The organism is Paenibacillus sp. W4I10, assembly GCF_030816325.1.
In the GTDB taxonomy this organism is placed as follows: Bacteria; Bacillota; Bacilli; order Paenibacillales; family Paenibacillaceae; genus Paenibacillus; species Paenibacillus amylolyticus_B.
Window position 1 is genome coordinate 6259751 of record NZ_JAUSXX010000001.1, and the last position, 22996, is coordinate 6282746.

Consider the following 22996-nt stretch of genomic DNA (forward strand, 5'->3'; position numbering starts at 1 on the left):
AATGAAGAAGTGGAGAGAACTTATGACACCGTGGGAACCTACCGAGACGGGGGCAGATTTGGTCCGTATGCCGCAAGATGAAGAACGCGAGCTGATCGAGATTGAGTTGCTGTTGGAAGGCATGCACCGTTTATATGGATATGATTTTAGAAACTATGCATTGCCATCCCTGAAACGAAGAATCTGGCATCATGCACATGCTGAAGGTGTTAAGAGCATATCCGGCTTGCAGGAGCGTGTGCTTCATGACCGTTCCGCGTTTGACCGTTTTGTACAGAACTTATCCATCCCTGTAACGGAAATGTTTCGAGATCCTTCGCTTTTCCGAATGTTTCGGGAACAGATTATTCCTATCCTGAGAACCTACCCGTATATCCGAATATGGCATGCGGGATGTTCTACGGGAGAGGAAGTTTATTCCATGGCCATCATGTTGCATGAGGAAGGACTGTATGACAAGGCAAGGATCTACGCAACGGATATGAATGATCGCTCTTTGCAACAAGCCAAAGAAGGCGTATATGGTATTGAGAAAATGAAACTATTTACTACAAATTATTTGGAGGCAGGGGGTACCAGAGCCTTCTCCGAGTACTATACAGCGAAATATAATTCGGTGATATTTCATCCTTTTCTAAGGAAGAACATCATTTTCGCCGAGCACAACCTGGCAACAGATCGGTCATTTAACGAGTTTAATGTTATCTTTTGCCGTAATGTCATGATTTATTTTAATGATGAACTGCGGAACCATGTGCATGGGCTGTTTCATGAGAGCTTGAGTCACTTTGGTATTCTGGTTCTGGGGTCGAAAGAATCGATACATTTTACAGAGTTCAGTGATACCTATGAGCCGTTAGACCGGACCGAAAAAATATACCGGAAGATCAAATAGGGGGTTAGGGTTAGCCATGGGGCTCAATGAACCAATCCACATATTATTGGTAGATGACCGCCCTGAGAACTTGCTTGCTCTTGAAGCAGTTCTGGAATCGGAACAATATAAACTCGTTAAGGCAACTTCCGGAGAAGAGGCACTCCGTTGTCTGCTAAAAGACGAATTTGCGGTTATCGTTCTCGATGTGCAGATGCCTGGAATGGACGGAATTGAGACAGCAAAGTTAATTAAGGCACGGGACAAGTCCAAGGATGTGCCGATTATTTTCATCTCTGCGAACAGTAGAGAAGCGGAGCACTTGTTTGCCGGATATTCAGCCGGGGCCATTGATTACATGGTTAAACCATTTATTCCTCAGATTTTGAAATCCAAAATCGAGGGCTTTGTGGAGATGTTTATCACCAATAAACGTTTGAAGACACAGACCATGCTTCTTCACCAGAAGACACAGGAACTGGAGAAGATGAACCAACAACTCATTCAGGCCAAGGAAGAAGCAGAAATTGCAGCCAATGCAAAGACCGAGTTTCTGGCGATGATGAGTCATGAGATTCGTACACCGATGAATGGAGTTATCGGCATGGTGGATCTGCTAATGGAGACGGAACTGAAGGAAGATCAGAAGGAATATGCAGACATCGTTCGTCGCAGCGCGGATGCACTTGTCACGGTCATCAACGACATTCTTGACTTCACCAAGATGGAATCAGGCAAAATGGAACTTGAAGAGCATCCTTTTGAGATTGTGTCATGTATTCGGGAAGTGTTGGGATTGTTTGCTGCAGAAGCAGGGAAAAAGAACCTGGAACTGGATTATTTCCTGGAAGATTCTGTCCCTGATTTAATTTATGGAGATATGGCAAGGTTACGTCAGGTTCTCTTGAATCTTATTGCAAATGCGATCAAATTTACCGATCAAGGTGGAGTATATCTGATCGTGTCAGTTAAGGAAGAACAGGACGGACAAATGGCATTGGAGTTTGCTGTTAAAGACACCGGGATAGGTATCGCTCCAGACAAAGTTGATCGCCTGTTTCAGCCGTTTTCCCAGCTGGATACATCAATGACACGTAAATACGGTGGAACTGGCTTAGGACTGGCAATATGCAAGACTCTGGTTGAAATGATGGGTGGACAGATCTACCTGGATACAACAGAGCAACTTGGAGCGACGTTTGTATTTACAATTCAGGCAAAACGGTATGTAGAAACTGAACTGGTCCAGATGAATGGGGAAGAGAAGCTGACAGATGTGAAGAATGAGAATAAACACCCGACAGTATTAATTGTGGATGATCATCCGATTAACCAGAAGTTAATGGCGATTATGCTCGGTAAACTTGGGTTGCTCTCAGATATTGCTGAGGATGGGCAGAGCGCACTCGATATGGTAAATAATAGCCGTTATCCCTATGACTATGTGTTCATGGATCTGCAGATGCCTGTGATGGACGGTTTGGAATGTACACGGCGGATTCGGGAGAGCCTGTCCCAGTCCGATCAGCCAGTCATTATAGCTATGACTGCTAACGTGATGGAAGGTATTCAGCAACGCTGTACTGCTGCAGGCATGGATGATTATATTAGTAAACCGGTGAAAATGGGCAATGTGAAACAGAAAATAGCCCAGTTTCAAAAACAAAGACAAATGTTAGACCCAGGCCCTTCAGCCATGAATCAGGCCAATTGAAACATTTTCCAAACTTCTTTCTGTTTCACTCGTGCTGAAGTTGGGTTATTAGGTAAGGAAACCATTGATCAGGAGAGAGATGTCTAATGAATACAAACAAAAACGAAAAATTCAATGCAAGAACTGAAACACAGGACGGTGTATGCACGGTGTATCTGACTGGCGAACTGGATTTGTCGGTTGCTCCTGACTTCCGCTTGGTGATGGAGCCGCTCGTGGATAACAAGGAACAGGATCTTGTGATCAACATGAAAGAATTGAAGTATATCGATAGTACAGGGATTGGTATCCTGTTATCTGTTCTGAAGGCAAGACATGGAATGGAAGCTCGCTTTGAAGTACAGGAAGTTCCTGCGCAGATCCAGAAACTTTTTGACATGACGGGCATCGCCAAATTCTTTGTCACACAGAAGAATTCCCAATAGGAAAGGATCGAAAAAGGAATGAATGCAGAAGTTCAAAGAGTCACCCTTAATTTACCTGCGACAGCTGATTACGTTGATATTGTAAGACTCAATCTCTATGGAGTAGCATCCAAAATGGGATTTTCTTATGAAGACATTGAGGATATGAAAGTTGCTGTATCCGAGGCCTGTAACAACTCTGTATTGTATGCCTACTCACACGAAGGCGGCATGGTTGAAGTTGTATTCGAAGTGGATGGCGAAACATTGTCCATTATTGTCAAGGACGAAGGTGCCAGCTTCGAGAACATGAACCCTGCTGTGTCACGTGCCGGTCTACACGACAAAGAACTGACAGAAGCACAGATTGGCGGACTTGGGTTCTACCTGATGCAAGCCTTGATGGACGATGTCAGTGTGGAAAGTGAGACGGGCAAAGGTACGAAAGTAGTACTCGTAAAACGTCTTGCAAGAAGTGAGGAGAAAGTATGAATGAAAAAGTGACTCCCCCAGAGTCCATGTCTGAAGCTATAGGTTTGATCTGGGAATACCAGCAGACCCAAGATAATGAAATTGCAACAGTTCTCATCCGTAAGTATGAACCAATGGTCAAGATGGCAGCAGGTAAAATCGCTCGGAATCGCCCCGATCTATACGAAGACTTGTATCAGACCGGGCAGATGGCTTTGATTCGTTTGCTTAAGCAATACGATATCAACCTAGGTATTCCGTTTGAACCTTATGCCATGAAGAGCATGATCGGTCATATGAAGAACTACTTGCGCGACAAATCCTGGTATATTCAGGTGCCCCGGAGGATTAAGGAAAAGGGAGCCCTTGTGCAACATGCCATTGATGAGTTAACCGTTAAGCTGGAGCGCTCACCCGGTGTGAACGAAATTGCTGAATACCTTGATTTGACTGCAGAAGAGACGATTGAAGTTCTGGCTGGTCGGGAATGTTACCACTATGTATCACTGGATTCTCCTTTATCTCAGGATGACAGTGCAGCAACATTGGGTGAACTGATCAGTGCAGATGTTAATGACTATGATTCGGTCGAAAAACGGATGGACTTGCAACAGGCATTGGGACAATTGAAGGAACAAGAGCAGCAGGTACTTATTCTAGCATTCCAGGATGGCCAATCTCAGCGGGCAATTGCCCAGAAGCTTGGTGTTTCACAGATGAGTGTATCTCGTATTCAGAAGCGAGCTACAGAGAAATTGAAACAGATCATGTCTAACGCTTCAATGTTATGAAAAATGGAACCCTAATGTTGTTGAGTACGGCATAAAGAAGGACACGTCATTGCGCTGAAATGCATACGTGTCCTTTTTGGGATCAAAAAGATGGGTATGTAATGAAGAACATGAGTGCAGGAGTGGATAAAGTGATTGTGAACCAAATCAAGTTGGAAGCTCGCCGTGACAAGTTATTTTACTCGGACCATTGGCAATGGTGGGATTGGGTTGCACCTGACACCGATAGCATGAACGATGCTTTGGAGGAGCTGACAGAGGCGTTTCCGAATATGCGGTATTGGCTTTATAAGATTCCGGAAGTCGAATCGAATTATTTGTCCGTCCGTTTCGTGAATGGTAAAGAACCAGTCATATTTGGTTCATTGTTGTATGCGATCAAGAATGAGAGAGATGACAAAAGAAAAGATAATCAGATGTTTTTCTATATCGATCGCAATAACTTGGTTACCTTGAATATGGATGACAATACACGAGGTATTATGAAGACGGATGAACGTGCCCATATGTTACAGCAATGTAGTGAGGCCAGGGACGGGATGTTTGTACTTTTTCGAGCTATACTGCATTACTACCATGTGGGAATGGATCATTTTGAGAAGAACCTGCGTGATCTGGAACGGAAGATGGAATCTCGCAATGCACGCACCTTGATGGACCAGATTCTCGCCGCTCGATTTGAATTATTGTATTGGAGTAATCTGTTCATCCCTTACTCGGAACTGATGGCTGCTTCACATGAGGCTTACCTTGATGAAATAAATGAAAATCGATATTTCCAGCAGCTCCAACATCGAGTAGAGCGAATGGAACGTTTGTTTAGTCACTACGAGAAAGAGATCGATACGTTAATCTCCATTGATAATGCGATCTCCGGTGTACGTGGCAATGAGATCATGAAGACGTTGACCATTGTCACTGCTGTGTTCATACCTGCCACGGCAGCTGGTGCGATATGGGGGATGAACTTTGAGAATCTGCCCTTTATCAACAAATCATGGGGAGTTGTACTAGTCCTTGTTGTCATTATCTTAAGCATGATCAGCATGTATGTATGGCTGATGATGAAAGGCTGGACAGGAGATCTGCTCAAAGTGAAATCCTCACAGCCTTCAGCTGAAGAGACAGAGAAAAAAGGAGCAACGGAAAAACGTAGGAGATAACCTACTGTTGGTTAGTCCTCTTAGTTTTTGTAATCTTCAATATAACCAAGCAAGTCAGCGATATATTGGCCCACAATCGGCATATTCACGAATTGGCTGAGAATGAATGCCAGCAAACCGAGAACAACAAAGGTACCCACAGTCAGACCGAGACCTCGTGCCATGCCCGCTGTAAAATTGGTAATAATCCGCTTTTTGGGACTGCTGTAATTCTCAATAATATCCTTGATTTGTGCTCTCTCCAGACTGTCCGCAATCTGGTCCAAACGGGTGTTCAATCGCTTTACCTCATGACGTAATTCAAAAGGATGCTCACTCGTATCATACTGCTGTGTCGGTGTTGCTCCCGTAATTGGAGTATTGCCGTTGATTGTAACTTTGCTCATATTATTCGTCCTCCTCAACTCGCATTGGATAAAAAATAGCCAGCTGGAGTGCAGCTGGCTATTAGTCACTCGATCTGTATCGCCTTACAGGTTAGTCGAGTTAAGTTCTTTACGTGCATCTTCCTTCGCTTCAACCGAAGCGGCAGCCACTTCATCAGATGCACGGGATGCTTCGTTAGCCACATCTGCGGACGCTTTTCTCACAGAGTCCATTACATCATTGCGGCCTTGATTTACCGTTTTTGCAATGTCGGAAGTTTTGGAAGAGACCGTTTTAGCCAGTTCAGTGGCTTTGTCACTTACAACAGATGCCACTTCTTTGGTGCGGTCAGTAACGATGCCCACTTTCTCGGAAAGGTCACCACGCAATTCACGTCCCGGTTTAGGGGCAAAGAGTAGTGCTGCAGCTGCTCCCAGCAACCCCCCGATGAAAATACCTTTTGCGAAAGTTGAACCCGTCTGTACAGGATATTGCTCTTCTGCTTTATTCATGTCTAATCACTCCTTCTTCAATTTAAGAAACAAATACGAAACAACGAACACCTTGTTGCCCGAATCAGGCAGTCTGTCTTAGCAGTCTGGACACAAGCCCCAGCAAGAAAACAAAGAGCGCTGTACCAATGATGGCAGGGATGATGGCAAAGTTACCGATAACTGGTCCCCAGTTACCAAGCAAAAGTGCTCCCAGCCAGGCTCCGGCAAATCCGGCAATCATTGCACCGATTATGCCTCCAGGCATGTTGTGACCGGCAAGTGCATCTCCGATCAAACCGATGATGACAGCCATCACAATGCTGATAATGATGCCCCACATAACAACCGCCTCCTTTAAACTTGATGTAGGATGTTGTCTGTTCGCGTTTGCTTACTTCGTATATAAACCCCGTGCAACCCTGTGAAACAATAAAGATGAGGATGAATGAACTGGGAATCAGAGGAATTCATTCTTTAGCGGCTTTGTTTAATGCCCTTAACCATGCAGAAGATCCATGCCAATCCAGCAGTTAATCCAGTAAATACATCCGTAGGATAATGAACGCCCAGCATGATCCGGCTGAGGCCAATCAAGAAAATAAAACTAATACCACATAGAACAGGAAGCCACACACCGGAAGAGTTATGTCGCTGTCGTTCAATGGCCCAGATTACAAAGAGCATGCCGTAGAAGCCCATGGAGATCATGGCATGTCCGCTGGGAAAGCTGTACCCGTGAACGACCAACAGATGATCCAGTTCAGGTCTGCTTCGTCTGAAAAATTCCTTCAATAACGTGTTCAGAATCCACATCATGGCAAAACTTCCCGTGAGCGCATATCCATATACAACAAACCTTGGACTGCGTTGAATGAAGAAAAGAAGAGCAAAACCTCCTGCAGCCACAGCAGAGATTTTGAAAGAACCCAGTGCGGTTATGAATGCAGTGTAAGGGAATAGATGAAGACGTGAATCTGAATTCAGATAAAATAATTGCTGAATTTGATCATCCAGACGAATAATAACATCAGCACCCAACCAGGCACCCAGACCTGCCAGGATGAATACAACCGATGCGCTGAGGGCCAGACCAGCCAGACTCCAGTTGAGAAGTGGACGTAATAACGTACCGGATTTTGAACTGAATGAGGCTGGTGAATACGTTTTGCGCGGCATAATGAGTTTCTCCTTCAGTTATTGTAGTAGATGAACATAGATGATAAAGCTATACCCGAAACGCCTGTCGAAAAAACTGTAAAAACGTCGCTTTTGTACTATACTATTTAAGATATCCCATGCGGCGTCGTGACGCAAAGCAGAGATGAAATCGGGAGCACAAAGGAGAGAACTCGCATGGAGAGTGCCTTGTTAATTAAAGAATACCGTGCAGGCGTTATGGAATGCGCCCATTACGGACACATAAGTATTACGGATGAGTATGGCCGAATCGTATACTCGGCTGGTGACCCTCATTTTAGAGCGTTCACTCGCTCATCTGCCAAACCTTTTCAAGCAATTCCAGGTATTCGGGCAGGAATTGCCAGACACTATGGCCTATCAGCACAGGAGATTGCCATTATGTCCTCTTCGCATCGTTCGGAACCGGAACACATTCGGGTGCTGGAGCAGTTATCCGGTAAAATTGGATTGGGAGAAGAATGCCTGATCTGTGCACCAAGCTATCCGCTTAATGAAGAAAGCCGTAATCAATGGTTACGTGGACAAGGAGAGAAACGGCGCATCTTGCACAACTGCTCCGGAAAACATCTGGGAATTCTGGGGTACAGTCAGATGAAGCAGGTTGATCTGGGCAGTTACGCTGAACCGGATCATCCGGTGCAACGAGAAATTCTTGAAACTTTTGCCGACCTGGCAGGTATTGAAGAAAAAGAGATTGAGCTTGGGACGGATGGCTGCGGCTTTCCGGTATTTTCTTTGCCGTTGTCGGCATTGTCGAACGCTTATCTGAAGCTCGCTTGTCCAGATCTTATCGCTGATCCTTCCACAAGAACAGCTGTAGAGACCATAACATCAGCTATGAATGAACATCCGTTGATGGTAGGTGGCACGGAGCGTGTAGATTCAGTGCTGCTGGAAGACGATAACATTGTAGCGAAGGGTGGATTCAAGGGGGTATTCGGTTTTGGTCTGAAAAAAGAAAGACTGGGAATCACCTTCAAGGTGCTTGATGGTTCCGAGGAAGAGTGGGCTTTCATCACCCAATCCATCCTAAGACAGATTGGTTATTCCAATGAGAGAACCATTGCACGCTTGGCTGAAGTGTTCCCTTCGGACATCCGAAATGATGCGGGTACCCTTGTAGGTCATGCAGATAGTGAGTTCATTCTCCACTCACTTGAAGATAGCGTATAACCTTAAGAAGGGGCGTGATTAGAGTTGCCGGACCCCGGGTAAAGATGACATACCAACTGGTATTCATCTATACAATTCATATACACGCATGGACTGCCGCGGTAATGTGGCAGCTCTAAACCCTTGGAGGTGGATGAACATGATTAAAGTGGTGACATCGGAAGAAAGGCACACGTCGGATCGAGGTTGGATACACAGTGAATTCAGCTTTTCCTTTGCGGATTATGATGATCCAAGCAACGCCCATTTTGGCTGTCTGTTGGCTCATAATGAAAACACGCTGATGCCGCAAGAAGGCTTTAAGAAACATCCACATCATGATCTTGAACTTGTCAGTTATGTCATATCAGGTACACTCAAACATACGGATAGTATGGGAACAGAACAATTGCTTGAACCGGGTACGGTCCAGGTGATGAGTGCGGGGACGGGAGTGGAACACTCCGAGACCAATCCGTCAGCGGATGAACCGGTACGTTTCCTCCAGATGTGGTTTTTGCCATCGGAGCGTATGCTGAAACCTTCCTATACGAATCGGAGAATAGAGCCGCAGGAGCACTTGAATCGTCTATGTCCGATTGTATCCGGGCAAGGGGGAGAGGGAAGCGAAGGCGCATTGCCTATTTCCCAGGATGTAACCTGTTACCTCTCCCATTTGGAGTCCGGGAAAAAGTTGATGTACCCGCAACACGAAGATCGACGGACACATCTTTTCCTGATCAGTGGGCATGTAGAGATTCATTGTTCGGATGGTAACTTCAACCTCAAGCCGGGCGATGCCGCACGAATTCGCAAAAGCTGTGATCTGCAAATCACGAGCACAGACAGTGAACCTGCCGAATTTGTTTTGGTTGACCTGCCTTAAGGATGGGATGTATTCCTTAAAAGATAGTCTGGAAATATAAATATGTGAAAAAGGACCTGTTCCCACGGTGATGTGGAAACAGGTCCTTTTTAGGCTTGCTTTTGAATAGGACTTCATAGAAGTCGCAAATGATCAAAAGCAACACTTTGCTAAGATTTACGAAGATTACCCAGTTCCGAAGCGACAGCTTCCACTTCAGAGATACTGAGATGTTCCTTGCTCAAAATCATTTCATACAGGTCAAACAGATCTTCATATTTCTCAAGTGGGAATGAAGAAGCTTGCATGGCGGCACCGCTTGCCATACGAAGTTTGGTTTTGATCGCTTCAATCATATATTCCATATTGGCTGCTGTTGCTTGTGTTAAATCCATCGTTAAGTTCATCCCTTCCGTATCGGAAACTCTTGTTATTGTATCATGATTGGAAGCGCTCAGGCTAATGCTTTTGCGAGGAAACCAAGCATCGGTTACAATGATGGATACAACAACAGGATTTAAACGGAAACCTGATTGTACTGGAGGGAATACAGCTTGGCAGCCTATAAGCGAGAAATGGTTCGTCATCAAGGAAGGGAAGTCCGCAAAGGCGTGCCTGCAGAGAATCTGGTCTTATTTTTCAAAAACATCGTTCAACTTCATTCTCCAGCTGAGATCACGTTTGTCTGCATCGGTACGGATCGTTCCACCGGGGATGCTCTGGGTCCACTGACAGGAAGTTTACTGCAAGAGAGCGGAATGGAGAACGTGATTGGCACGCTGTCTTCCCCTTGTGATGCAGATACGCTGGAAAAGAAATTGGCACTTATTCCTGCACACCATGCCATCATAGCGATTGATGCATGTCTGGGTCCAAAGCATGCGGTAGGTACATACTATCTCTCGAATAACCCACTCATTCCGGCCCAATCGGTCGGAGGCAAGCTACCCCCTGTTGGACAATACAGTGTAGCGGCTGTGGTTAATGCCAATGGACCAAGGCCCTATTCCATTTTGCAGATGACCTCGCTTCACTTCGTCATGGGGATGTCCCGAACGATTGCAGACGCCGCAATTGAAGCATGGAAATGGAGACAAACGTTTCATTCATGATATGTAGGCTTAATAATATACAACCTGAATTATTTAATTCGCGCAGAGAGAGGGATTCATATGGAAAAAGTGATGTGTGATGGAACGACGATTTGTTATGCCGAACAAGGTAAGGGAGAAGCACTCATTTTGCTCCACGGATACTGTGGCAGTTCATCGTATTGGGATGAGGTCGTACCTGAACTGGCACGCAGCTATCGCTGTATCGTACCTGATCTGCGTGGACACGGAAAAACAGATGCACCTGTAGGAAGTTATACCATCGAACAGATGGGCAACGATGTATTACAGTTGATGGATGAGTTGAATGTGGAAAAAGCGGTCCTTTTGGGACACTCGATGGGTGGATACATTGCGCTCTCGATTGCGCAACGTCACCCTGAGCGTTTGAATGCATTTGGTCTGATTCATTCGACAGCCTATCCGGACAGTGAAGAAGCCAAGGAAAAACGCCTTCGTGCTGTATCCACCATTCAGACCGAAGGTATCGTGAATTTTGTAGATGGACTGGTTCCCGGACTGTTTGCACCAGAACATGTGGAATCGCTATCTAAGCATGTAACACGTGTGAAGGAAATTGGTTACCAGACTGCTCCTCAAGGTGCTGTTGGTGCTGCACTTGCTATGCGAGAACGTCCGGATCGCCGCGATGTGTTATCGGCTACACCTTTACCTGTATTGCTGGTTGCGGGAGAAAAGGATGCTGTTATCCCGCCAGAACGTACATTTACAAGTGACAAGCCACATATCGTGCAAGCCGTAATTGCGGGTGCAGGTCATATGAGCATGTATGAAGCTCCTGAAGAGTTAATTCAGGTCATTAAACAATTTATGGCTGGATTATCGAAGTAATTGATGAAGTGATTTATGTTGATTTTATTAAAATATAGTTTGGTTTCTGGATGATTCAACCTCTTGTGGAGGAGGGGTATCCAGTTCCATTTCAACCGAACCCCTGCCACGTCCCTTTGGGATAGGCAGGGGTTTATTGTGTTCATGGCCAGAGCAAAGACACGCGTGTCTTGTTTTTGGCTTTTTGTCATGGCATGAATTAAAATAAATATAAAGGAACGATATTAGGGCGATTGAATGTATAGGGTCGAATGATGAGGGGGCATACAGCATGTTCAGAAAAGATTATCTGCTCCGCATGATGGAGGAAATGACTGAAGCAATTGGCAAAGTGTTCACGCTCAAACAGCAACGTAAGCACACCGAGGCATTGTCTGAACTGGATGAGCTGATGCGCAGGCAGTTTGGGTTGAACTTATCTCTACTGAACTCATTGCCAGCAGAGGATGTTATTGAAATGTTCCGTTTTCGCGGAATGATTGAGGTAGACAATCTGCAGCAAGCCGCAAGGCTGATTGAAGAAGAGGCTTACATTTATCAAGAGAAGGCCAAAGTGGAAGGCATCGATGATCAGGAGAGAATGGAAGCAGAGGATGAGGCTGTCATTCGATTGATGAGGTCACTTCATTTTTACCTGTATGCATTGAATCATGGCGCTAATCCCAAGTTATTAGACGCACCGGAACGGGTTGAGGGTGTGTTGGGGATTACGAAAGAATATGAACTCCCTGCTCGAACCGAAAGACAGCTTGCCCTGTATCGTGAACAACAAGGGCGTTATGACCAGGCAGAGAACAGTTGGTACAGACTGCTCCAGCTTGGTGATGAATTCCCGGTGAGCTACCGAGATGATGTACAGGCATTCTACGAAAGGTTGAGCCACCTCACGGATGAACAGCTGGAGCAGGGCGGTTTGCCACGTAACGAAGTTGAAGAGGGGTTAGCTGAACTAAGTCGTCAAGAGATGAGCTCCTAAATATGGATTGGATCAAGGCCTGTTACATGCCTTTACTTGGAGAGGGAACGGAATTGTGGTATGGTAACGGTTGACCAAACCAAACCGAAAGTGAGATGTACCCCGTGGATTCATTGCGAAAGCTTATACAAGACATCTTTGAACAGAATTCGCTGATTACAGCGACCTGGAGCCAGCTGCGCAGACGGGACAATGTCTCGTATACCAAAGTGCAAGTCAAGCCGGTGACACTGAAGAATCAGCTGCATTATCAATTTGCATTCCATTATAACAACAAAGTGCTGCACGAGAATTTGACTCCGGCTGAAGCGGCAGAGCGCATGACTTTGTTATGCGAAGAGACGTTTCGTCAAGGGCTGCTCTGTACGACCGAGGCAGACTATCAAATTTTGATCAGCAAAAAATATAAAGTATCCATCCTGACCAAATCTGCTTCCAAAACTGCGGTGGATCTGTCGCATAATCGCAAGAAACAATATGTATTGGAAGAGGGAGTACCCGTATCGTTCCTCGTTGAACTTGGTATTATGAACGAAGAAGGTCGTGTGCTGGCCCGCAAATATGACAAGTTCAGACAGATCAACCGTTTCCTCGAAATGGTGCAGGATGTCATTCCACATCTGCCGGAAGGACGTCCACTGACCATCGTTGACTTTGGTTGCGGGAAGTCTTATCTGACATTTGCGTTATATCATTATCTGTCTGTACAACAACGGCGTTCACTCAAGATTATTGGGTTGGACTTGAAGGCAGATGTAATTGAACACTGTAATGATCTGGCTAATCGATTGCATTATGGCGATCTGAAGTTTCTGGTTGGAGACATCGCGGACTACGATGAATTGAATGAAGTGGATATGGTTGTCACGCTTCATGCCTGTGACACAGCTACCGATGCTGCTTTGGAGAAAGCAGTTCGTTGGGGGGCTTCTGTGATTCTGTCTGTTCCTTGCTGTCAGCATGAACTGTTTGATCAAGTAGAGGCTTCCGTGATGAATCCGTTGTTGTCCCATGGCATCCTCAAGGAACGTTTTTCCGCACTGGCTACGGATGGGATTCGTGCCAAGTTGCTTGATCTGATGGGATACAAGACACAATTGCTTGAATTCATCGATATGGAGAATACGCCTAAAAACATATTGATTCGTGCTGTTCGCGGTCAGGCCGGCGAAGTGACGGAGATGTGGAATGAATACACAGCTTTCCGTGATTTCATTCATGCCGATCCATATTTGGAGCGGGCTTGTGCCGATTTGCTCCCTGGCGATGGCAAGCAGGCCGGCGGGAGATCAAAATCGAGCAAAGAAACCGTTCAAGATTCCGCAAATTGCGACCTTTGCTGAGTGTGCCAATGACAACCAAGGGACATACTGCAATTAGGGTCCCTGGATGTAAAATGATATTCAATGCACATACTTCGTAGCAAGCAACATCATAACTGTCAGATGTATATCAGGCAGAAGGACCCGTTATCGGGATCTTCTGTCTTTTTGTTTATGGCTTTAGCCAGTTGAGTGCGTGTAACGCGCGAAACAAAAAACCACCCGCTATGCGGGTGGAGGGACCTGAGGTTTGACCACCAAGACCATTCCGATAAAATTGAGATGTTCAGGCTCAAAGAAAGGAATGGTCTTCAATGGCAAACAAGAGCTACAGCCTAGCTCACACAAAGTGGATGTGCAAATACCACATTGTATTCACCCCGAAGTATAGACGGAAAGAAATCTATAATCAAGTGAGAAAAGACTTAATCGAAATTTTTAGACGTCTATGTAAGTACAAGGGAGTAGAAATTATAGAAGGTCATATGATGCCCGATCATGTTCACATGTTGGTAGCGATTCCACCGAAAATAGCTGTCTCAACGTTCATGGGATATCTAAAGGGAAAAAGTTCGCTCATGATCTTCGAGAAGCATGCCCAGCTCAAGTATAAATACGGCAATCGAAAGTTTTGGGCAGAAGGGTACTATGTGAGTACAGTGGGTCTAAATGAAGCAACGGTAAGAAAGTATATTCGTGAGCAAGAAGCACATGATCAAGCGTTAGATAAGCTGAGTGTAAAAGAATACGAAGATCCATTCAGCAGTAATCGGAGCAAAAAGAAGTAAGACCAGTTTAACTGGTAAGTGAAAGTGACAAATAACACTGAGCCTGAACAGCCCTGCTGTCAGGCTAGCGTCTTTAGGCGCAGTTTGGCAACAGGGGGTTATACCCCAAGAGCAAACCACCCGTTGGACGGGTGGTCCTGATTATGCATATGGAGCGGTGGAAGGAGGGTGGATAAGGATGAAGAATAGGACAATGGATAAGGGAGCTGTAAGGGATAGACGAGGGTATGCGGTGAATGTGATGGAACAGGCGTTTGACGGGTCTCGCCATGCAGAGGGTACAGATTATGTAGATAACAGGGACTTATGTAATGTGGACAGTAAGGGTAGTAAAGTCAGTACATATAATAGGGAAGATACATACAACAAAGATGATACGTATAAAAAAGATGATAAAAATAATCCAAATGGAGCTATTCAGACCGATGCGTCAGGGAGTTTTTCTCAAAGTTTGAGGTGTAAACGTTATTCAGGATCTGGGTGGACTGTTGGGTTGGGCATACTCTCCATTGTCTTGCTGCTTGCAGGATGTCTGAGTCGGGGACTGTACTATTCGGCTGATCTGTATCCGGTCATTCTGATCGCAGCAGGAAGTATATTGATCCTGTTTTTTCTTTTTTTTGTCGGTATTCGTCCACAGAAGGCGAGTGAACGAATACCCGTGTCATGGGTACAGGGTCAGAGGAACATCGAACGAATCGTTGAGAAAATATTTCGATTTCCGGGGATGTGGCGGGTATTGTGGCCGCTGGGGATGATGACATTTTTTGGGCTACATGCATGGGCAGGCTCGGTGAGTAAACAGGGCAGCATGGATGAAATGCTGCGGTGGTGCCTGCTTGGGATGTTTACTCTGCTCACCGCAATACTGGCTGCGCGCACGAATGGTGCACGTTGGTTAGCCTGCGGTTGGCAGATGGCAGGCGGCTTGCTTGTGCTAAGCGGCATCCTTGCCGTGTGCGGGATATTGCCGCTGCCCTTCGGGGTGATGCGGACTGCTGACCCCGAGATCAGTTCCGCCGGAGCAAGGCTCGGCGGATTATTGCAGTACCCTAATGCGTACGGTGCCGTTGTTGGCATGTACGCATTGGAGCGGCTGACAGCCGCCGCGCGAGTCATAGCCCGGCCTGTGCCGGCCGGCCGACTCATCGCGGCAGTGCTGCCGCTCATGCCCGCGCAAGCCGCGCTCCTGCTGAGCGAGTCGCGCGGCGCTTGGCTGGCGACCGGCTGCGCCGCGGTCGCCGCCTTTGCTTTGCAGCGGCGCGGTGCCCGCCTGCCGCTGCTGCTGGCCACGGCCGCGCCACTGGCGTGCGCGGCCTGGCTGTACCGCCAGCTGGCTGCTGCCCAGCTGGCGCCTGCACCCGTGCCCGGCCTGCTGGCACTGGCCGGGGCATGGGCAGCTGCGCTGCTCGGCACGCTGCTGCTGTGCCGTCTATGGCACAGCGGCGCCGCCAAGGCTCCGCGCGCCGCTGCCCTGACGGCCATCGTGCTGGCGGGAGCCGCCGCCGCACTGATGGCCGTGGCCTCCACCGCCGATCGCCTCGCGGCGGGTGTCGGCACTGGGGTGTCCCGCCTGCAGATGTGGAGGGACGCCCTCCAGCTGTGGACCGAGGCCGCATGGCTCGGCCACGGGGGGGACACATGGCGCAACATGTTCCGCGCCATTCAATCCTCGCCTTATGTCGGAGGCGAGGTCCACAACGGCTTGCTCGATCTCGCCCTGGACACAGGCATGATCGGCATCGTGCTTGTCGCAGGGTGGTTTCTCCTCACTCTGCGAAGCATCTTTCATTTTGCACCGCAGCTCTTTCCATCCGTGCTTGTTTTTGGCCTGCATGGGGCGATGGACTTTGACTGGAGCTTTACATTATTTTGGATGCTTTTCATCTGGCTTGGTGCTTGGGCAACTGCATTGAAGACGGAAACAGAGGGGGTCCAGCGATCCGGCGTAACAGTGAAATACACTCCCATCAGATCCAAATCGGGATCTAAATTGAGATCTAAATCCAGATCCAGATTTCTTTTCTTGCGATCTCTATCAATCCACACCCGTTTATTATATGTCCCGATGTGGCGTTCCTTCTTTCATATTCTTCAGCGAGTAACTGCTCGGCTAATAAGGGTATCGACAGTGATGATCATCCTTTTCTGGATTGGTGGAACAGTCTGGCTGACCTCCCGATATGCCGTAGCAGAAGTGCAGTACCGTCAGGCGATGTCTGAACTGGATGGCACTCCAGCACAGAAGGTGCATCTTATGGCTGCTTTTCAATCGAATCCGAATCGACCCGATATCGTGATATCCCTTGCACGATCCCTCCCGGGACGAGAAGCAGAATCACTCCTTTTGAACAGCTTGTCCCATTCCCCGATGCATCCTCAGATTTACATCGAACTGGGACGATTGGCAGCCCAATTCGGCGAAGGACAGCAGGCTGGAGAATATTTTGAACAAGCGATCGCATTGAATCGGTATGATGGCATTGGCCAATCCACGGCTTTGTATTGGATGGAGCAGGCAGCGCGGCGGGAATGGAAGGGAGGATATAGAGATCAAGCCCGACAGACTGCCGCCGCTGGTGTACAGATGTATGAACGGTATCAACTGCTGGCTGAGGAAGTGGAAGCAGGAAACGTTCGCAATGATCGTCGTTTTGTACTGGAAGAACATGCTCCAGGCTATGGAGAGAACCTGCGCAGGCTTGCTTCAGCTTTTTCTCCTCCGTTTACTCCAGAGTTGACCAAGCGGAGCCCTTGAATGACTGATGGATCTTGACGTTTACCCAAGCTATATGATGATGGATGTCAGCGTCTAAAAAGTCTGGGGGTCCAAGCTGGTGCTCCTTGCGGATGGGTATACCATTTTCTAAGGAACACAGGGCGTCTTATTTGTCCTTTACCTCCTCCTTTAAATTGTAAGGAACATCAGACACGTTATTTCCGGAAATTCTCTAACATAAACCCTATAAAAGTCCAAAAATTCCGATATAACGTGTCTCAGATTCCTTAGATTTCTAAGAGTGCTTCAAATCCTTGAATAAGACACCTCAGATTCGTTACCACTCGTGGGCTTGAGCATGAAAAATTACTCGGTGTTTATGTTCATAATCCCAGCTTATGTTCATGCTTCCCGTGGTGGTCGGCTCCATGCTCTGCTCCAACCGCAAGCCAGAGGACAACCCTGAATTCCACCTGGAACGAAGCTTTTCATTCCTCCATTCCTACAGACGATACCCGCCAAATGCGTGCTGAAACGCATCTTTTAATGGTTCAACATCTACTTCCCACATCGCGGCAATCTCTGCACTGACATCCGTGTTCCACCACTCACATAATTTCTTGCGGTTGTCGCGATTTTCCCCAATCCAGAGCAGATTTGTGATCACCTTACCGTAATAATATTCTTCCGCCTGCTTCATCCGTTCGGGAGAGACATATACTTTTAGCCTTTTGGCTGTCCGGTACAATTCCTTGCTGCATGCTCTGCGAATTCCTCTAGCGGAAGGAAGGTTTTGACCGGATTGCGTATGTTTGACCGGCGGAGAACCGGGTATTGACTTGTGTGACATCTTCTCACGCTCCTCTCCCCATACCATATGCGGACTGCTGCGAACGGGACACTATCCCAACCTCGTGAAGTAGCAACGTCCACAGCCCTGTGATAAAATAGGGACGAACATCCATGGTGCGGACGGGCACCGCCAATCAGGATGGAGAAAGAGGGTTGAGATGGACTTTATTCATAACCTTGTTGGCCAATTGTTCGATTGGATTCAAAGTCTTGGGTACTTTGGAATCATGCTTGGATTAATGTTGGAAGTTATCCCAAGCGAAATTGTGCTGGCGTATGGAGGTTTTCTCGTTTCACAAGGTAATATCAACTTCTTCGGTGCTATGATTTTTGGTACGGTGGGCGGTGTGATTGCCCAGTTATTTATTTACTGGATTGGCCGTTATGGCGGCAGACCTGTACTTGAACGCTACGGTAAATACATACTCATCCAGAAAAAACACATCGACCATTCCGAGGAGTGGTTCCGCAAGTATGGTACAGGTGTCATTTTCACGGCGCGTTTTGTTCCGGTGGTAAGACATGCAATCTCCATCCCGGCTGGCATCACGAAAATGCACACAGGCAAATTCATCTTGCTTACTACACTCGCTGTTATACCTTGGACTGCATTGTTTATATATTTAGGGATGATTCTTGGAGATCAATGGAAGCATATTGATGAGAAAGCGGCGCCATATGTTATGCCTATTTTGCTTGTCGCTCTCGCCCTTATGATCGTTTATGTACTTATTAAATGGATGAATGCTCGTAAAAAGAAAGGAAGTGTCTAGTCATGGGTAAACCCAACTTGTCTCACAAATTCGGTAAAGGTCTGCCACCGAAGGATTTTATCGAGAGTATGACCAAGAACCAAAGTGAATTCCAAGCCAATTATGATAGCTTTACTTGGTCGAACGAAGAGGATCGTGAGTTTTTTGAGAGTCTGAACCATCGCGATGATCTGCGTGTGTTAATTCTGGCTGCTGACTGGTGCGGGGATGTTGTCCGTAATATTCCGGTTGTGTTCCAGGCGCTTGAAATTTCAGGAATCCCAACAGAAGTTCTGATCATGGAGAACCATCCGGAAGTGATGGATGAGTTCCTGACGATGGGTGGTCGTTCCGTGCCAGTCGTTATTTTTGCAGATACAGGTGGTCATGTGTTAGGTCAGTGGGGACCTCGTCCGCAGCATGTACAGGAAGTCATGATTGAATTCAAACGCCTTAATCCAGATCGTGAAGCAGCAGATTATCAAGAAAATTTGGCTGTAGCACGTCAAGAGATAGGCAAACGTTATGGGGAAGGAACGGAGTCACATGCGGCCATTATCCGTGAGCTGCGTGAACTGATTTCGGGTTACTAAGCCGATATGCTTAACATTCGTACGTTTACACTAGGCCCGCTTCAGACCAATGCGTATCTTCTACAAGGAGATGATCCGGGCAAAGCCGTCATTATCGATCCAGGCATGAATCCAGGGCCGCTGCTTAAGGCGATCCAAGACTTGGAAATTGAAGCCATTCTCCTCACTCATGCTCACTTTGATCATATGGGCGGGGTAGATGAGATCCGTAAATTGAAGGGATGTCCCGTTTATCTTCATGACTTGGAGAGTGACTGGCTCACCACCCCGAAATTAAATGGATCTTTGAATTGGCCGCAGGCGACACCACCGCTTTCGACAGATCCTGCTGAATATGCCATGGACGAAGGGCAGAAGCTGAATCTGATTGGTCATACGTTTAAAGTGTTCCATACACCTGGACATTCACCAGGCAGTGTAAGTTTGCTTTGTGATAACGACCTGTTTGCCGGTGATGTGCTGTTCCGCATGGGTGTGGGCAGAACGGACCTGACAGGAGGGCGTGAACGGGATCTGATTGATTCAATCCAGAACAAGCTTTACACCTTTGCTGATGAGGTTAAAGTATATCCAGGTCATGGTCCCAAAACGACCATTGGTTATGAGAAACAGAACAATCCTTACGTGTCCGCAAGATAATCCGACATGATATGTGAAGAAAGTCTGGACAAGTGACAACTTTTTCATTAGAATAGCAATTAGTTGTTACAAGCGTTAAGGCATCATCTAACTAAAGCATTACCAAGAAACACCCAACCTCGCGAAGCACGCAGACTGTGGTCTATACCCGGTTTGCGTTCTTTTTTTGTTTTCAGCCCCTTTTTAACACAGAATTAGCCTTTTTTATGCTACATAGAGATGCAAGATGCGCTTTATCACAAGCCAGTTTGATACCAATAGCAAGTTAGCAGCAAGTACAGATTGTTTAGAACGATGAATTTAAGAAATAGTAGATCATGAGAGAGTGGGGAATATCAAAGTGGAGAAACCAAGAGTTATTCCGTTGGGACAGCGTGTCGATTATTCGATCATTGAAGAAAACCGTCGCATATTGGAAAGTGGGAAAAGAGAAACGGGTACTGAGCAAGCTTTAATACATAACCCTAGCGTGGCCAATGAAATGATGAAGTCTCAGCAGAATATATGGACAAGCCGTGTTTTAAGAAACGGAGCCCGTAACCAACCGTGGTTCGACAAGCTGCAAGATTACCGGAATCAAGTCTGATTGCCCGGGAAATTGTCGGGTTTTAATTTTTTTTAATTTCATTGAACGTTTTTGCAGAGTCAGTCGTATTAACTCCAGATTGAACGGAAAGCAGGTGATTTTCATGATAAAGGCAGCTGAACTCGAAGAAGTACGCAGAGCAGTATCGGGAGACGATAGCGCACTCGCAGCGTTGTTGCAACGTCACTACACGTTTGTGTATAAGTATCTTGTCAAAGTGACAATGGACGCTAACCTCGCAGAAGAGACGGTGCAGGATACGATGATTCGTTGTATGGAAAATATCCATCGATATGACGGCACGTCTGCCTTTTCATCATGGATGATCACCATTGCGACCCGGATCTATATCGATAAGACAAGACGTAAGAAGAGAGAACAGAACTGGCTTGCTCTCATCCGGGATCAGGCTGTACGTCGATTCCGCTGGCAGCTTGAGACTCGGAATGAAGAATGGACAGATGTCATGGATGCGATGACAAGACTGACACCCGAACATCGTGTTGCAGTGCTACTGAAGCATTATTATGGATACGGGTATGAAGAGATCGGGGAAATGCTGGGTATTCCTGCGGGAACGGTGAAGTCACGCACAGCTTATGGTCTCCGTCAGTTAAGAAAGGAGCTGGAATAAGGATGAGCAGATCAGATGATGCACAAGAACAAGAAGTTGTAGAACGTTTGCAGCAACACATGAAAGTGCTGGATGATGCATTTGAGCCGACAAGTATTCCTTCTTTGGGTGCACTTGAAGCCCAAGTCAGGGAACGGAGACAGATTAGACGTCGAGCCAATTGGATTGAGATGATATGTTTCTGGTTGGTTGGATTGCTTGCCATTGTGTTCGGTACATTATTGTTCGTATCTGCTCCAGCTCTATATTTAGGTATCCAGGCTCTTGGTACAGCTGTTGCGGTGATTTTGGCTGTGATCTGGGCCGGACGGCGCCGGAAGGAGGTTCGTCATGAATAAAATGCATTATTCATTGGATGAAATTTCTCCACTATGGCTTATATTGCTTGGCATTTTTCTCCTGGTTCAGGGCACATGGATCTTTCAGGACGCACGCAGACGTGGACGTTTCCCTTGGTTATGGGGATTATGGGGTATCACGGGATTTCCCACGCCGCTCATCATATACTGGTTCGTCGTGATTCGATCACAACGCAAGCCAGGTACACAAAACAAGAAAATATGATTGTTTTAATAGAGGTTGTTTAAAAAAGTCCGTTACTCCATTTCTAACTTCATTCCATCTTCTCGGTACCGAATATCGTTCTTTTTAGACACGTACTAATGCAGAGAAAAAAGATTTTGCACAAATATGTTGTTTAATTCTAGTATTCCTAGACATCGTTATTCTTTTCTAGTAGACTATACAAATAATAAAAAGATAGACTACCAGGAGGTTAGACGATGCTGCGATTAGGAGAGAAGGTTGTCATCGTCGCGGATTCGTTTGAGCAGAATCTTCCTGTAGGGGAATATGGTTTCGTCATCGCTTATGACCGGAATCCGGACAATGCGTTCGATTACGTGCTTCGAGTGCCGCAGGTAAACCGGAACTTTTTTGTTCCATCCGGCGACATCGATCTGGAAGAGGTTCTGCTGAAGCAGGAAGCTGAGCGGGTCGAGCGAGAAGCGTTGATAGATTACGCCCTTGCGACACACAATGAGAAACTGTTTCATCATCTGATGAATGGAGATTTTCAAGTTGTGGAAGAGGAAGAAGAACCCGCGAACGATGTTATGTCACAGGCGGATTTTATAAAGCAGGTTAATCTGCGTGCATGGATTTAGAATTTTAAGAGTCGGCTGATGCCGGCTCTTTTTTATTTTATCAGTTTGTTTTTAGCTTCCCGGAAGCCTGTCAGGTCATTTGCATTGAATTGTCGAACTATCTCACCTATAATGAAAAAAGTTATCTTGAGACTTTAGCCCGTTAAACGAGCGATTCGTTTCAGGTCGTTTCGGGAATCAGAATGAATGAAGGAGGCATCCGCTAATGAGTATTTCGAATAATGACGTTCAGCATGTGGCCAAGCTGGCCCGGCTCAACTTGACTGCTGAAGAAGAACAGACCCTGACAGGTCAGCTGAACGCGATTTTAAAATATGCAGAAAAGCTGAATGAGCTGGATACGGAAGACATCGAACCCACCACTCACGTTCTGCACGTAAGCAATGTCATGCGTGATGATGAGACCAAAGAAAGCCTGTCGATTGAACAGGTGATGCGCAATGCACCGGAAGAAGAAGATGGACAGTTTAAAGTGCCAGCTGTAATGGAATAACGGATAACCGGAAGGAGG

At 46.5% G+C, this 22996-nt stretch carries 29 protein-coding genes; 23 read left to right on the forward strand and 6 right to left on the reverse strand.

The genetic code is table 11. The features are described 5' to 3' along the window. The first annotated feature begins 22 nt into the window (after positions 1 to 22). From QF049_RS27980 to QF049_RS28005, 6 genes are all read left to right on the forward strand, one after another. Positions 23 to 895 carry a CheR family methyltransferase gene (locus tag QF049_RS27980; protein ID WP_074096446.1) on the forward strand — a complete coding sequence of 291 codons (873 nt, stop codon included), beginning with the start codon at positions 23 to 25 and terminating at the stop codon, positions 893 to 895. A gap of 16 nt (positions 896 to 911) precedes the next feature. After that, positions 912 to 2588 (forward strand): response regulator, encoded by a 1677-nt coding sequence (locus QF049_RS27985; RefSeq protein WP_307542151.1) that lies wholly within the window; start codon positions 912 to 914, stop codon positions 2586 to 2588. Positions 2589 to 2674: 86 nt separating this feature from the next. Beyond that, complete coding sequence (locus QF049_RS27990) at positions 2675 to 3013, forward strand: STAS domain-containing protein (protein ID WP_036606989.1); 339 nt, start codon at positions 2675 to 2677, stop codon at positions 3011 to 3013. A gap of 18 nt (positions 3014 to 3031) precedes the next feature. Then, the gene (rsbW, locus tag QF049_RS27995) at positions 3032 to 3484 is read left to right on the forward strand and encodes an anti-sigma B factor RsbW (protein WP_036606993.1); all 453 of its coding nucleotides are present in this window, start codon (positions 3032 to 3034) and stop codon (positions 3482 to 3484) included. Then, complete coding sequence (locus QF049_RS28000) at positions 3481 to 4254, forward strand: sigma-70 family RNA polymerase sigma factor (RefSeq protein WP_047841571.1); 774 nt, start codon at positions 3481 to 3483, stop codon at positions 4252 to 4254. The genes rsbW and QF049_RS28000 overlap by 4 nt, the downstream gene beginning before the upstream one ends. A gap of 110 nt (positions 4255 to 4364) precedes the next feature. Continuing rightward, positions 4365 to 5417 (forward strand): magnesium transporter CorA family protein, encoded by a 1053-nt coding sequence (locus QF049_RS28005; RefSeq protein ID WP_373428374.1) that lies wholly within the window; start codon positions 4365 to 4367, stop codon positions 5415 to 5417. 20 nt (positions 5418 to 5437) lie between these two features. On the opposite strand, the gene QF049_RS28010 is transcribed toward QF049_RS28005, so the two are convergent. The 4 genes from QF049_RS28010 to QF049_RS28025 all read right to left on the reverse strand — a co-directional run bounded on the left by QF049_RS28010 (position 5438) and on the right by QF049_RS28025 (position 7453). Beyond that, positions 5438 to 5803, reverse strand: a complete 366-nt coding sequence (locus QF049_RS28010) for a DUF5665 domain-containing protein (RefSeq protein WP_307542155.1) — start codon at positions 5801 to 5803, stop codon at positions 5438 to 5440. Between the two features lie 84 nt (positions 5804 to 5887). Beyond that, on the reverse strand, positions 5888 to 6295 hold the full coding sequence (locus tag QF049_RS28015) for a YtxH domain-containing protein (protein WP_307542157.1): 408 nt from the start codon (positions 6293 to 6295) through the stop codon (positions 5888 to 5890). 64 nt (positions 6296 to 6359) lie between these two features. Beyond that, complete coding sequence (locus QF049_RS28020; RefSeq protein ID WP_307542159.1) at positions 6360 to 6617, reverse strand: GlsB/YeaQ/YmgE family stress response membrane protein; 258 nt, start codon at positions 6615 to 6617, stop codon at positions 6360 to 6362. A gap of 134 nt (positions 6618 to 6751) precedes the next feature. Next, complete coding sequence (locus QF049_RS28025; RefSeq protein WP_307542161.1) at positions 6752 to 7453, reverse strand: phosphatase PAP2 family protein; 702 nt, start codon at positions 7451 to 7453, stop codon at positions 6752 to 6754. A 177-nt stretch (positions 7454 to 7630) separates the two neighbouring features. Between QF049_RS28025 and QF049_RS28030 the strand changes: the two genes are divergently transcribed. After that, positions 7631 to 8650, forward strand: coding sequence for an asparaginase (locus QF049_RS28030; protein WP_150364221.1), 1020 nt, complete (start codon positions 7631 to 7633; stop codon positions 8648 to 8650). A 139-nt stretch (positions 8651 to 8789) separates the two neighbouring features. Further along, positions 8790 to 9515: a pirin family protein gene (locus QF049_RS28035; protein ID WP_036607001.1), complete on the forward strand. Its 726-nt coding sequence runs from the start codon at positions 8790 to 8792 to the stop codon at positions 9513 to 9515. Positions 9516 to 9664: 149 nt separating this feature from the next. Here the strand turns inward: QF049_RS28035 and QF049_RS28040 are convergent, their stop codons facing one another. After that, positions 9665 to 9889 (reverse strand): DUF1128 domain-containing protein, encoded by a 225-nt coding sequence (locus tag QF049_RS28040; RefSeq protein WP_017692283.1) that lies wholly within the window; start codon positions 9887 to 9889, stop codon positions 9665 to 9667. A gap of 159 nt (positions 9890 to 10048) precedes the next feature. On the opposite strand from QF049_RS28040, the gene yyaC reads away from it, so the two are divergent. The 6 genes from yyaC (at position 10049) to QF049_RS28070 (ending at position 17302) form a co-directional block, all read left to right on the forward strand. Beyond that, on the forward strand, positions 10049 to 10606 hold the full coding sequence (gene yyaC, locus QF049_RS28045) for a spore protease YyaC (RefSeq protein ID WP_307542165.1): 558 nt from the start codon (positions 10049 to 10051) through the stop codon (positions 10604 to 10606). A 60-nt stretch (positions 10607 to 10666) separates the two neighbouring features. Next, entirely contained in the window at positions 10667 to 11458 is a 792-nt protein-coding gene (locus tag QF049_RS28050; protein WP_036607004.1) for an alpha/beta fold hydrolase, read from the forward strand. 271 nt (positions 11459 to 11729) lie between these two features. After that, the gene (locus QF049_RS28055; protein ID WP_307542167.1) at positions 11730 to 12434 is read left to right on the forward strand and encodes a DUF6483 family protein; all 705 of its coding nucleotides are present in this window, start codon (positions 11730 to 11732) and stop codon (positions 12432 to 12434) included. Between the two features lie 95 nt (positions 12435 to 12529). Next, positions 12530 to 13777, forward strand: a complete 1248-nt coding sequence (locus QF049_RS28060) for a class I SAM-dependent methyltransferase (RefSeq protein ID WP_307542169.1) — start codon at positions 12530 to 12532, stop codon at positions 13775 to 13777. A gap of 293 nt (positions 13778 to 14070) precedes the next feature. After that, complete coding sequence (gene tnpA, locus QF049_RS28065) at positions 14071 to 14544, forward strand: IS200/IS605 family transposase (protein WP_307536646.1); 474 nt, start codon at positions 14071 to 14073, stop codon at positions 14542 to 14544. Positions 14545 to 14785: 241 nt separating this feature from the next. Then, positions 14786 to 17302, forward strand: a complete 2517-nt coding sequence (locus tag QF049_RS28070; protein ID WP_307543454.1) for an O-antigen ligase family protein — start codon at positions 14786 to 14788, stop codon at positions 17300 to 17302. 463 nt (positions 17303 to 17765) lie between these two features. On the opposite strand, the gene QF049_RS28075 is transcribed toward QF049_RS28070, so the two are convergent. Beyond that, positions 17766 to 18113: a dehydrogenase gene (locus QF049_RS28075; RefSeq protein WP_074096436.1), complete on the reverse strand. Its 348-nt coding sequence runs from the start codon at positions 18111 to 18113 to the stop codon at positions 17766 to 17768. A 160-nt stretch (positions 18114 to 18273) separates the two neighbouring features. On the opposite strand from QF049_RS28075, the gene uptA reads away from it, so the two are divergent. The 9 genes from uptA to gatC all read left to right on the forward strand — a co-directional run bounded on the left by uptA (position 18274) and on the right by gatC (position 22978). Next, complete coding sequence (gene uptA / locus QF049_RS28080) at positions 18274 to 18888, forward strand: undecaprenyl phosphate transporter UptA (RefSeq protein ID WP_091019353.1); 615 nt, start codon at positions 18274 to 18276, stop codon at positions 18886 to 18888. 2 nt (positions 18889 to 18890) lie between these two features. Then, positions 18891 to 19460, forward strand: a complete 570-nt coding sequence (locus QF049_RS28085) for a thioredoxin family protein (RefSeq protein ID WP_017692292.1) — start codon at positions 18891 to 18893, stop codon at positions 19458 to 19460. A gap of 6 nt (positions 19461 to 19466) precedes the next feature. Then, positions 19467 to 20099, forward strand: coding sequence for an MBL fold metallo-hydrolase (locus tag QF049_RS28090; protein ID WP_036607016.1), 633 nt, complete (start codon positions 19467 to 19469; stop codon positions 20097 to 20099). A gap of 340 nt (positions 20100 to 20439) precedes the next feature. Continuing rightward, positions 20440 to 20685 carry a hypothetical protein gene (locus tag QF049_RS28095; RefSeq protein WP_307542173.1) on the forward strand — a complete coding sequence of 82 codons (246 nt, stop codon included), beginning with the start codon at positions 20440 to 20442 and terminating at the stop codon, positions 20683 to 20685. A gap of 103 nt (positions 20686 to 20788) precedes the next feature. Beyond that, positions 20789 to 21319: an RNA polymerase sigma factor SigY gene (gene sigY / locus QF049_RS28100; RefSeq protein WP_149846803.1), complete on the forward strand. Its 531-nt coding sequence runs from the start codon at positions 20789 to 20791 to the stop codon at positions 21317 to 21319. 2 nt (positions 21320 to 21321) lie between these two features. Next, entirely contained in the window at positions 21322 to 21657 is a 336-nt protein-coding gene (locus tag QF049_RS28105) for a YxlC family protein (protein WP_124118098.1), read from the forward strand. Continuing rightward, positions 21650 to 21883, forward strand: coding sequence for a sigmaY antisigma factor component (locus QF049_RS28110; RefSeq protein ID WP_307542178.1), 234 nt, complete (start codon positions 21650 to 21652; stop codon positions 21881 to 21883). Before QF049_RS28105 ends, QF049_RS28110 begins: the two co-directional genes overlap by 8 nt. 218 nt (positions 21884 to 22101) lie before the next feature. Beyond that, the gene (locus tag QF049_RS28115; protein ID WP_017692297.1) at positions 22102 to 22485 is read left to right on the forward strand and encodes a hypothetical protein; all 384 of its coding nucleotides are present in this window, start codon (positions 22102 to 22104) and stop codon (positions 22483 to 22485) included. Between the two features lie 205 nt (positions 22486 to 22690). Continuing rightward, on the forward strand, positions 22691 to 22978 hold the full coding sequence (gene gatC / locus QF049_RS28120) for an Asp-tRNA(Asn)/Glu-tRNA(Gln) amidotransferase subunit GatC (protein WP_076333553.1): 288 nt from the start codon (positions 22691 to 22693) through the stop codon (positions 22976 to 22978). The last annotated feature ends 18 nt before the right edge of the window (positions 22979 to 22996 follow it).